A 12135-nucleotide genomic window follows, 5' to 3' on the forward strand; every position below is an offset into this window, starting at 1 on the left:
AATTTGGAGGAATGAAAATGTCAACAGCAAACATTGGTTTTGAGGAAACGTTATGGAAATCAGCAGATAAATTAAGGGGAAGTATGGATTCAGCAGAATATAAGTATGTAGTATTAGGTCTTATATTCATGAAATACATTTCAGATAAATTTGAAACTAAATATGAAGAGTTAGTTGAAGAAGGAGATGGATTTGAAGAAGATAGAGATGAATACGAAGCAGAAAATATCTTCTGGGTACCAAAAGAAGCAAGATGGGGTTATTTAAAAGATAATGCAAAGGAGCCTAAAATAGGACAAATAATTGATGATGCAATGATTCTTATAGAAAAAGAAAACCCTACATTAAAAGGTGTTCTTGATAAGAGATATGCAAGACCAGAACTTGATAAAAGAAGACTTGGAGAGCTTATAGACTTAATTTCAACTATAAGACTTCATAAAAATGGTGAAAAAGACCTTTTAGGTAGAGTATATGAATACTTCTTAGGACAATTTGCAAGTTCAGAGGGAAAAGGTGGTGGAGAGTTCTATACTCCTACATCAGTAGTTAAAACTTTAGTAGAAATGATAGAGCCTTATAAAGGTAGAATATATGACCCAGCTTGTGGATCAGGTGGTATGTTTATTCAAAGTGAAAAGTTCATTGAAGAACATGCAGGTAGAATAGGTGACTTATCAATATATGGTCAAGAGCTTAATGCAACAACTTGGAAACTATGTAAGATGAACTTAGCTATTAGAGGTTTAGATGGTAACATAGGACCACATCAAGCAGATACTTTCCATGATGATTTACACAAAACATTAAAAGCAGATTATGTACTTGCAAATCCGCCATTTAATATTAGTGACTGGGGCGGAAATAAATTAACAGAAGATGTTAGATGGAAGTATGGGGTACCACCAGAAGGTAATGCAAACTATGCATGGCTTGAACATATAGTATACCACCTTGCACCAAATGGAGTTGCTGGAGTAGTTTTAGCAAATGGAGCTTTATCTTCAAATACTTCTAATGAAGGTGTAATAAGAAAGAATTTAGTAGATGCAAAACTTGTAGATGCTATAGTAGCATTACCAGATAAATTATTCTATTCAACAGGTATTCCAGTGTCTTTATGGATATTAAATAGAAATAAAAAGGATAATCCTAAGTTTAGAGAAAGAGAAGATGAAATATTATTTATAGATGCTAGAAACTTAGGAACTATGGTAGATAGAAGACATAGAGAATTAAGTGAAGAAGATATTAAGAAAATATCAGATACTTACCATAATTATAGAAATTTAAATGGACAATACGAAGATATCCAAGGATTCTGTAAAGTAGCTAAATTAGATGAAGTAAGAGAACATGAATATGTACTAACTCCAGGAAGATATGTAGGAATTGAAGAACAAGAAGATGATGGAATTCCATTTGAAGAAAAAATGGAAACTTTAACAAGTGAACTTGGAGAATTGTTTGAGAAGTCAAGAAGCCTAGAGGATGAGATTAGAAAAAATCTATGGGGAATAGGATTCGGTTTTTAATTAATAATTGAGAATTAATAGTGATTAAGAATGGAGAATTAAGAATGGAGAATGAATGGAGTAAGGTTAAGTTAGTAGATATAATACAATTTAATCCTAAAGAAAGTATAAAGAAGGGAGAAATAGCTAAAAAAGTAGCTATGGAAAAATTAGAGCCATTTACTAGAAAAATATCAGGATTTGAAGAAGCTAAATTTACAAGTGGAACTAAATTTAGAAATGGTGATACTTTATTAGCTAGAATAACTCCATGTCTTGAGAATGGTAAAACAGCTCAAGTTGATATTTTAGATAAAGATGAAATTGGGTTTGGTTCAACTGAATATATTGTATTAAGGGAGAAGTTAGGAATAACAGATAATGATTTTATATATTATCTTTCAATTTCACCAGAGTTTAGAAATGTTGCAATTAAAGCGATGAATGGTTCTTCAGGAAGGCAAAGGGTGCAGAAAGATGTACTTGAAAATAGTGAATTTTTATTACCACCATTAGATGAACAAAAGGCAATAGCAAAGATATTATCTGATTTAGATGAAAAAATAGGAGTAAATAATAAAATAAATAAAAAACTAGAAGAAATGGTTCAAGCTATTTTTAAACAATGGTTTGTTGATTTTGAATTTCCTAATGAAGATGGTAAGCCATATAAAAGTAGTGGTGGAGAAATGGTTGAAAGTGAGCTAGGGATGATTCCTAAGGGGTGGAAAGTAGTTGAGATTGATGATATTACAATGTTAAATAGAAGAGGGTTTTCTCCAAAGTACTCCGAGAGTGGGATAAAAGTAATAAATCAAAGATGTGTCAGAAATCATAATTTAGTAGATGAGGCTATTCAATATCATGACTTATCACAAAAAAAGGTACCGGATGAAGTATTTTTAAAATCAAAAGATATATTAATAAACTCTATGGGAGTAGGAACTTTGGGGAGAGTTGCTCAAAGAAGTTTAATCAGTGAAAAGTCTATTGTTCATAGTTGTATTACCATATTGAGAGCTAATGAGGATAAAATAAATCCATATATTTTGGGAAGATATATTATAAGTATGGAAAGTGAATTAGAACAATTAGGAACAGGAACTACTGGGCAGACATCACTAAATAATAAAGTTTTAGGTAAGCAAAAGATGGTAGTAGCACCAATGAGTGTTCAGAATAAAATTGCAGATACGTTAAAAACTATCTCTATTAATATAGATAGTAAGCTAATAGAAAATATAAAGTTAACTAATTTAAGAGATACTTTGTTACCTAAACTTATGTCAGGTGAAATAAGAGTACCAATGGATTAGTTGAGAATTCAGAATGGAGAATTAAGAATTTAGATAAAATTCAAATAATTCTTAATTCTCTAAGATAAATATTTCATTAAAAGAAGCAGGAGAAGCCGAATATTGGATAGAGCTTCTAATGGCAACAGAATATTTAAATGAAAAAGAAGGATATTTAAGTGGGGTGTGGAACGGTGAGTTTATTTGAAAATTTCACAGAAGATCTTTTAGAACAGGCAGCTATAGAGATACTTCAAGAATTAGATTATAGTTATGCTTTTGGCCCAGATATTGCCTATGATGGTGATACTCCAGAAAGAAATAATTATAAAGATGTTTTATTAGAGCAAAGAGTTAAAGATGCTTTATTTAGTATAAATAGACATTTACCAGAAGAAGCTTTAGAAGAAGCTTACAGGAAGATTATTACATTTAATAGTCCAGTATTAGTTGATAATAATAAAGAGTTTCATAAGCTTTTAGTTGAAGGTATAGATGTTTCTTTTAGTAAAGATGGAGCTATTAAAACTGAAAAAGCTTATATTATAGATTTTAAAAATGTAAATAAAAATGATTTTTTAGTAGTAAATCAATTTACTATAGTTGAAAAGGAAGAAAGAAGACCAGATTTAATTATTTTTGTTAATGGTATTCCTCTAGTAGTAATTGAGTTAAAGTCAGCTAGTGATGAAAATGTAGGTATTGAAGAAGCTTATAATCAAATTCAAACTTATAAAAATGATATACCAAGTTTATTTAACTATAATGCTTTCTGCATATTATCAGATGGTATAAATGCTAAAGCTGGTACTATTACTTCTAATGAAGAAAGATTCATGAATTGGAGAAGTATTGATGGTGAAACTATTGCATCTTTAGATGTACCACAATATGAGGTTATGCTAAGAGGGATGTTATCTAAGGAGCGTTTATTAGATATAGTAGAAAACTTCTTATTATTCCAAACTTCAAGAAAAGCAGATTATGATGCTAATGGTAATAAAATTGGAGATAAAGCAGTTAACATAAAAATATTAGCAGGTTATCATCAATATTTTGCAGTTAAAAAAGCAGTAGAAAAAACAAAATTAGCTTGTAGTGAAAATGGAGATAAAAAAGCAGGTGTTATTTGGCATACTCAAGGTTCAGGTAAGAGCTTTTCAATGGTATTTTATGCAGCACAATTAGTAAAGCAGTTAAATAATCCAACAATAGTTGTATTAACAGATAGAAATGACTTAGATGATCAATTATTTGGAACTTTTGCTAAATCAGCTGATATTTTAAGACAAACTCCAAAGCAAGCAGATGTTAGAAAGCTTTCAGATGAGCAAAAACAATCTAATGTTAAAGCTAAAGATAATTCAAAAGAAGTAAATGGATTATTTGATTTACTTAATGATAGAGAATCAGGTGGAATTATATTTACAACTATTCAAAAGTTCAAGCCAGAAGATGGAGAAATGCCTGCTTTAACTGATAGAAGAAATGTAATTATAATGGCAGATGAAGCTCATAGAAGCCAATATGGATTTGAAGCTAAAACAGATAAAGAAGGTAATGTTAAATATGGATATGCTAAATATTTAAGAGATGCACTTCCTAATGCAACATTTATAGGATTTACTGGTACTCCAATTGAGCTTGATGATAAATCAACTCCAGTTGTATTTGGTGATTATATTGATATTTATGATATGACTAGAGCTGTTGAAGATGGAGCTACTGTAAAAATATATTATGAAAATAGAATAATCAAACTTGATACTAATGAAGATATTATTGAAGAAATTGATGAAGAGTTTGATGAAATAACAGAAGGTCAAGAAGATAATGATAAAGAGAAGTACAAGAGCAAATGGTCAAGATTAGAAGCTGTTGTAGGTTCTCCAAGTAGAATTAAAAAGTTAGCAGAAGATATAGTAAATCACTATGAAGAAAAAGCTAAAACTGTAGATGGAAAAGCTATGGTTGTTTGTATGAGTAGAAAAATCTGTGTTGATCTTTATGATGAAATAATTAAATTAAGACCAGATTGGCATTCAGATGATGTTGATAAAGGTAAAATAAAAGTAGTTATGACTGGTAGTGCAGCAGATAATGAAAGATTGCAAGCACATATTGGTGGTAAACAAAGAAGAGATACATTAGCTAATAGAATGAAAGACAATAATGATGAATTAAAAATCGTTATAGTAAGAGATATGTGGTTAACAGGTTTTGATGTTCCATCAATGCATACTATGTATATAGATAAACCAATGCAAGGCCATAACTTAATGCAAGCTATTGCTAGAGTTAATAGAGTATTTAAAGATAAATCTGGTGGAGTTGTAGTTGACTATTTAGGAATACTTGAAAGTCTTAAAAAGGCATTAAAACAATATACAGATAGTGATAAACATAATACAGGTATAGATACTTCAGCAGCTATAGCAGTAATGCTTGAAAAGCTTGAAGTATTAAGAGATATGGTACATGGATTAGACTATTCAGGCTATATGGGAGATTCTCAAGCACAAAGAATAAGAGCTATTACTACTGGTATGAACCTAGTTTTAGGTTTTGATGAAAAAGATCAAAAAGAATTTAAACAATTTGCTACAGAATTAGCAAAAGCTCATGCTTTATGTGCAGCTACAGATGAAGGTAAAGAAGTTGCTTTAGAAGTAAGTTACTTTAAAGCTGTAAAGGCAAGTTTAGTTAAGCTAGATACTAAAAAAGTAGTTAAAAAATCAAAGCAAGAGATGGAAGCTAGAGTTAATCAATTACTAGAAAAATCAATAATATCAGAGGAAGTTATTGATGTATTTGATACTTTAGGAATAAAAAGACCAGATGTTTCTATTCTTTCAGAAGAGTTTTTAGAAGAAGTAAAAGGAATGAAAGAAAAGAATCTTGCAGCTGAAATGCTTAAGAAGTTATTAGAAGGTAACTTAAAGGCTATGGAAAGAACTAATTTAGTTAAATCTGAAAAGTTCTCAGAAAAGTTAAAGAAAACTTTAAATAAATATAGAAATCAAGCAATAACTAATGCAGAAGTTATTGAAGAGTTAATTAAGATGGCTCATGATTTAAAAAATATGAAAACTAGAGAAGAAGAGCTAGGATTAAATTCTGATGAAATTGCTTTCTATGATGCATTAACTGATGATGATGCAGTAAAAGAGTTTATGACAGATGAAACTTTAAAGATGATTGCACATGAATTAACTTATGCTATAAGAAGAAATATTTCTATTGATTGGAGCATAAGAAAAAGTGCCCAAGCAGGTATGAGAAGGATAATTAAGAGACTTTTAAAGAAGTATGATTATCCACCAGATAAATCTAAGAAGGCATTGGAAACAGTTTTAAGACAGGCTGAGCTTATGTGTGGAAATGTTGACGTAGCAGATTTAACAGTAGCTATGGCAGCAGAGGAAAGTGGAGAATATAGAGTTTAGAACAGGGGATGAGAGTATGTATGAGTTAATAACACAAAATGAAGCAGATAGAATCAAAGATATATTAAATGGAACGGGATTAAAAGAAGATATTAATATAGAAGTATTAGAGGGTAGATATAAAATTAATGCCTTTGATGTGACAGAAGCCTATAAGTCAGAACGTTATGGATATGATATGAATGAATTTTATTTAATGGATAATGATAATAAGTACGATGTTTTAGAGTATAAAAATAAATTATATGAAGTGTTTGTAAGTTTGGGAGAATGGGCATATGAAACAAGATTAAAAAATAGCCATATTACAGTAGGTTCATCTAAATTTCATGACTATAGTTTTCAATTAGAATTATCTCAAGCAATTAAAGATGAGGAAAATCTTTATATTATAAAAAATATAACTAACTTAGCAGGTAATGGAGCTTTAGTTAGATTGTATAGAGGTTTAGGTAAAGATAGAGTTGAGAAGGAAAATAGAAAAGAAAGATTTATAGAAGAATTTAATAGTGAAATATTAAAATATGAAGGTAAAGAGTGGGTAGTTATATCAAAAATATCATTAGAAGGTTTATTTGATGATAACAAAAGTCAAGATATTTTTTATGATTTATTAAATTCAATATTAAAGGCAATGCTTTTAGTTGAGGGAATTGGAGAAATGGAGATGTAAAATTATGGCAGATATAAAATATGAAATTAAAGAAACTATTGGTGTTATAGCTGAGTCAGCAAAAGGTTGGAAGAAGGAATTAAATCTAATTAGCTGGAATGGAAAAGAAGCAAAGTATGATTAAAGAGAATGGTCACCAGAACATGAAAAGATGGGAAAAGGTGTTACATTAAGTAATGATGAATTAAAAGCATTAAAAGAGTTACTTAATAGTATTGAAATTTAAAATAAAATTATTAATTTAGATAGTATAAAATTTTATATATTATAAGTTTAAAAGACAAGCCAATATTCATTTTAGAATAAAGGCTTATCTTTTTATTTAATTTCCTTAAAGAAACCATATCTACCATTATTTTTATCTTTGGTAAATTTAATTACATTGACTTTACTATAATCTATGTCAGGAATATCATTTTCAATTATTATAGTTTGGCCACTATTTTGGTTATCCACTAAATATTTAAATAATGAAGATTTCATGCTATCAGAAGCTTTTTCATCACTTTTTTCCTTTAAAGAAAGAATAGGGGAGTCAATTATAAGCATTCCAGGTGAAAACTCATCGTATTCTGATAGGTATTCTTTAAAGGTAAGAGCAACTGCAGTATTTAAAAATGCACGATAACCTTTTCCAAATGTAAACTTTGCCTTACCATTAACAACTACATCAAAAGGGTCAAGGCTAAAGTATGCAGAGCTAAACTCTTCGAATTTACAAGACTCTAATATTTTAGTAAGTATTTCATTTAATTTATTTAAAATATCTTGAGTAAAGTATTCTCTAGGCTTATATTTTGCCTCGGGATCATCAGTAACCTGAATGTTAGTAAGATCAGCAATCATATTAGATTCAAAACGTTGAATGATAGATGATTCATTATTAATTTCTATAGAACGTTTATATTCATATAACGATTTTCTTAATGAGTCTACACGTGGTTGAAGCTCAGAATTTATTAGTAGCTCTATTTTAGAACGTTCTATTATCAATTCTTTATTTCTTTCTTCAAGAATTAATTTTTCAGAAATGATATCTTTTTCAGCATCATCTAAATCTTTCATTTGAAGTATTATTTTTTGTAATTCTATGTGAGCCGCTTCTATACAGGTCTTATCTTCTAATTTAGGCAGAGCTCCATCACAGAATGGACAAGTTAAAGATTCTGGTATTTCCTCTTTATGTAATTCTCCTTCAACGATAAAAGTTAATCTTTTAATATCTGCCCTATATTGGCTACGTAAGGCTTTATAACGACTATGAAGCATATTACATTCTGCAAGTTGCTCGGCTAAGGCATATATTTCATTAGATAAAAATTTACTACGTGTTACTGCGATTGATATTTCACCTTCTGCTTCAGCTATTTCATCAAGGGTAGAATTAATCTTTGCTTGAATAGTTTCAATATTTTGAGTTTCTGTTTTGATTAATTCATTTTTACGAACAGCTAGGTTATTAAGATTATCATTAATATATTTTATAACAGCATTTTTCCGAGCTTCTTTAATTTTCTTTTCCTCTTGAGGATTAGCATCTTTAAAAGAATCACTAGTTATTAAAAATAGTATTATTGATAAAATAGCAGTACTTGTAAAGTTTGATTTTTGAAACATAATACTATTTTCTTGAAAAACATTATCTTCTTCAATAAAGAATGTATGCAAGAATGAGCGTAAAGTAAGGACTTGTCTTTCAAATGTTTCTTTTTTTATTATTTCTGGAGGATTATGAATCCCCATAAGGTTAAGCCAAAGGTTACTAATGTATAACTTGGATTTAGTCCGGCTATATCTTCCAGAATCAATATTAGGATTAAAGCTATTAACTTGAATATTATTTTCATCAAATTTTTTTTCTAAATATATATCACCATTAGCTGTAACAATTTTCATGCGAACGATGTTATATCCTGTTTCTTTACCAATACGAAAATCTTTTGCTTTACAACCAAACATAAAATCAAGACATTCGGCAATATAACTTTTACCCGTATTTGATGGACCACATATAATATTAAGACCACTTGTGAATTCTAAAGAAGAGGTCTCTACATTATCACCTGATAGGGAGAGTTCTTTTATATAAAAATTAAACAATTAATTTCCTCCTTTCTTAAAGGAATTTATAGAATATTTATTGATCATATCTAATAAGTCTTTTTCAGCGTGTTCAAGGATATAAACTCGAGATTCATGAACCATTTCTCTAAAGATATTAGCATAGTCACTTTCAAGAGAATTACAATAATTTATACCGGCATTTGTTATGGTATAGGTAAAACCATTTTTGTTGAACTCTACTATTATAAGTCCTTTAATAACAAGAATTTTTATAGCTTGCTGAATTAGAAGCCTCCTAGTAGCAAACTCACTGAATTTAAAAATATTATCACCATGTAAGTTTTTCTCAGCTATTCCAAATGAAGCGCCATATACAGAAATGAAGTCTGTAATAGTTATTTTATCTGATGTTAAGCTTGAATCCTCATATTCATTAAGAATTAATAGAACTCGAAGAGAAACTTCAAAGGGAGAATTAAAAATATTACTCATCGGTATCCACCCATTTTATCTGACCATCATTCACTAACATATGACAGAACCCTTTCTTTTCACTATTACTAATCCATCCAGGTAGATGAGTTAGCAAAGATTTATTAAGCTGTATAGTTGTTACGTGTTTCATAACATTTTTTAAACGCTCAAATCCACTATCATAACAATCTTCATGAACATCAATTATTCCATCTAGTGTTTCTTCTTTTAGCACGTTAAATTCACCAGTAGCATTTGCACCAAGTGGATCTCTAGCAGATTGTCTAATTGTCTCCGCTGCATAATAGTCTTTTCGGTGTCTTAAAAAGTTATTTTTGTATTTTGGATATTTTTCAAGAGTTTCCTTTTCAATTTTTAAAATTCCTTCTTCATCAGCATATGCAGCAAGAAGTTCAGTAATATATACCATTTCATGTTCAGCAAAGGTATCTTCTGGGAGTAGACTTATTGGTTTGGGAAAACTTTTCAATAGGTCATTTAGTTTAGATACATCATCTTCTAGGGAAGAGGTAGAGTCAGTTTTAGATTTATTTTCTAATTTAGATTTTTTATTATCTTTTTGAACCGCATATAAAAAGGTCTCTGCAAGAAACTGACTAAGTTCGTTAGAATTATATAAAGAGATTAGATTGTTTCTAATATTGGGTGCTATACTAATATCTGAATTAATTAAAGTTAATATAGTGGAATATGCATCTAATTCCTTTTGAGGACTAAGAGCATTGATAATTTTATTTTCAAAATAATCTGTAGCTTCAGAAATAATTTCTGGCGATGCTGCAGCTTTTTTTATTTGTGCAGGAATATCTTCATACTCATTCCACCATTTATTAACATAATAGCTGGTTATGTTATATTGTTCACCTTGGCTATTTACTACCTTTTCATTGTCTACAATTAATCTAAGTAGTAACTTTGTTACACCAATTTGAGTTGTTTTTGCTATACCATCCTTTATTGCTTTTGCATAAGAAGCAAAATTCAAAGTAACCATAGATTTCCCCCTCATATTTTTAAATTTTATCCCAAGTTTACCCCAAGTTTATCCCAATTACTATTTGGGTAATTAGCTGTACCATTTAACTTGTAAAGTTTGTAATAAGTAACTACTTAATATACCAATAGAATATAAAAATTATATCAAAATATTAGTTATTACTCAATATTTTGTAAAATAATGCATAAAGTTTACAAGGAAAGTTTTTTAATAGGAAAAGGGTTTTCCTATTTAATTTTTATTATTTAGGTACAGAGCGAGAGGGGGGGTGAGAGTGATGAATGAAATGCAAGATTGGATAACGCCAACTGAAAGAAGAATGGAAATTATAAAAGTTCTTTGTAGAAGAAGACAAGAAACAATGGAAAATCTGGCAGAAGAGTTTGGAGTTACTAGTCGTACTATCAGAAATGATATTAATTATTTATCACTCTCATATCCTATAGAAACTGTTCGTGGTAGGTATGGTGGTGGAGTTAAAATTGTTGGAGATTTTGATTTAGATAGAAAATATCTAAACTCAAAACAAAAGAATCTACTTGAAAAGCTTAAAGATGGACTAGCAGGTCAAGAGCTACTTATTATGAATAGTATTTTAAATGAATTTGCTTTGAATATGGATTTAAGAAAGGAGGCTTAAATGTGGATAATATATTTTTAACATTAGCTTCAGGATATAAAAAAATATCACTAGGGTATTTAGAACTATCCAAATTAATAGATAATAAATCAAAAATAAATGATGTAAATATTAGAGTTATAAGTGCTATTCTTGCTGAAAAAAGCAAGGAAGGAAAAATAAAGAAAATTAAAGCTTTATTAAAGAAATATAATGCAGAGAAGTTAATTGAAGTTAAAGAAGAGGATTACCACAGATTTATTGAAGATGCCAAAATTTTATAAAAACTGAAAGGAGTAATGAAAGATGAATGATTTAATAAAAGTTAATTACAAGAAGGAAGAACCTACAGTATCGGCTAGGGAATTACATGACTTTTTAGAGGTGAAAACAAATTTTAAGGATTGGTTTCCAAGAATGTGTGAGTATGGATTTAATCAAGGGGTAGATTTCAACCCGCTCAAAATTGAGCAAGTTCAAATTGAAGGTTTAAGAGAAGTTAAAAGAAAAATTACTGATTATGAAGTAACAATTCCAATGGCAAAAGAAATATGTATGTTGCAAAGAAGTGAAAAAGGCAAAGAAGCAAGACAATACTTTTTATCTCTTGAAAAAGCTTGGAATACACCAGAGATGGTTATGTCAAGAGCGCTAAAGATGGCTGATAGTAAAATAAATCACCTACAATTAGAAAATTCAAGACTTTATGTTGAAAATTCTATTATGCAACCTAAGTCCGATTACTTTGATGAATTAGTAGATAGAAATTTACTTACCAATTTTAGAGATACAGCAAAAGAGTTAGGGGTACAACAAAAGGAGTTTGTAAATTTTTTAATTAAAAGCAAGTTTATTTACAGGGATAAAAGAGGGAATTTAAAACCATATTCAGATAAAAATAAAGAGTTATTTGAACTTAAAGAATCAAAAAATGATAAAACAGGTTGGGCTGGAGTTCAAACTTTAATTACACCTAAGGGAAGAGAAACTTTTAGATTATTACTTTTAGGTAATAAATAATAAAAAAAGAGG

General features: G+C 29.3%; 10 protein-coding genes and 1 pseudogene. 8 read left to right on the forward strand and 3 right to left on the reverse strand.

All coding sequences use genetic code 11. From position 1 onward, the window contains the following. The first annotated feature begins 11 nt into the window (after window positions 1-11). The 5 genes and pseudogenes from TY07_RS04055 (at window position 12) to TY07_RS04075 (ending at window position 7154) form a co-directional block, all read left to right on the forward strand. Complete coding sequence (locus TY07_RS04055) at window positions 12-1535, forward strand: class I SAM-dependent DNA methyltransferase (protein WP_042395729.1); 1524 nt, start codon at window positions 12-14, stop codon at window positions 1533-1535. A 44-nt stretch (window positions 1536-1579) separates the two neighbouring features. Beyond that, window positions 1580-2830 (forward strand): restriction endonuclease subunit S, encoded by a 1251-nt coding sequence (locus tag TY07_RS04060; RefSeq protein ID WP_042395731.1) that lies wholly within the window; start codon window positions 1580-1582, stop codon window positions 2828-2830. A 173-nt stretch (window positions 2831-3003) separates the two neighbouring features. Continuing rightward, window positions 3004-6255, forward strand: a complete 3252-nt coding sequence (locus TY07_RS04065; RefSeq protein ID WP_042395734.1) for a type I restriction endonuclease subunit R — start codon at window positions 3004-3006, stop codon at window positions 6253-6255. A gap of 16 nt (window positions 6256-6271) precedes the next feature. Then, window positions 6272-6928, forward strand: a complete 657-nt coding sequence (locus TY07_RS04070) for a hypothetical protein (protein ID WP_042395737.1) — start codon at window positions 6272-6274, stop codon at window positions 6926-6928. Between the two features lie 4 nt (window positions 6929-6932). Continuing rightward, window positions 6933-7154, forward strand: a pseudogene (locus TY07_RS04075) (YdbC family protein). A 92-nt stretch (window positions 7155-7246) separates the two neighbouring features. On the opposite strand, the gene TY07_RS04080 reads toward TY07_RS04075, so the two are convergent. Genes TY07_RS04080 through TY07_RS04090 form a run of 3 tightly spaced genes read right to left on the reverse strand, consistent with a single transcriptional unit; the run spans window position 7247 to window position 10496 of the window. Beyond that, window positions 7247-9028 carry an AAA family ATPase gene (locus TY07_RS04080; RefSeq protein ID WP_042395742.1) on the reverse strand — a complete coding sequence of 594 codons (1782 nt, stop codon included), beginning with the start codon at window positions 9026-9028 and terminating at the stop codon, window positions 7247-7249. Continuing rightward, window positions 9029-9484, reverse strand: a complete 456-nt coding sequence (locus tag TY07_RS04085) for an ABC-three component system middle component 2 (RefSeq protein WP_042395745.1) — start codon at window positions 9482-9484, stop codon at window positions 9029-9031. Then, complete coding sequence (locus tag TY07_RS04090) at window positions 9477-10496, reverse strand: ABC-three component system protein (protein ID WP_157029133.1); 1020 nt, start codon at window positions 10494-10496, stop codon at window positions 9477-9479. Before TY07_RS04090 ends, TY07_RS04085 begins: the two co-directional genes overlap by 8 nt. A 265-nt stretch (window positions 10497-10761) precedes the next feature. Between TY07_RS04090 and TY07_RS04095 the strand changes: the two genes are divergently transcribed. The 3 genes from TY07_RS04095 to TY07_RS18530 are packed head-to-tail and all read left to right on the forward strand — an operon-like array spanning window position 10762 to window position 12123. Next, window positions 10762-11124 carry a DeoR family transcriptional regulator gene (locus TY07_RS04095; RefSeq protein ID WP_198133973.1) on the forward strand — a complete coding sequence of 121 codons (363 nt, stop codon included), beginning with the start codon at window positions 10762-10764 and terminating at the stop codon, window positions 11122-11124. 2 nt (window positions 11125-11126) lie between these two features. Next, complete coding sequence (locus TY07_RS04100) at window positions 11127-11387, forward strand: hypothetical protein (RefSeq protein WP_042395750.1); 261 nt, start codon at window positions 11127-11129, stop codon at window positions 11385-11387. 22 nt (window positions 11388-11409) lie between these two features. Beyond that, complete coding sequence (locus tag TY07_RS18530) at window positions 11410-12123, forward strand: antA/AntB antirepressor family protein (RefSeq protein WP_042395754.1); 714 nt, start codon at window positions 11410-11412, stop codon at window positions 12121-12123. Window positions 12124-12135 lie beyond the last annotated feature (12 nt).

The sequence above is a fragment of the Clostridium saudiense genome (genome assembly GCF_000577815.1).
In the GTDB taxonomy this organism is placed as follows: domain Bacteria; phylum Bacillota; class Clostridia; order Clostridiales; family Clostridiaceae; genus Clostridium; species Clostridium saudiense.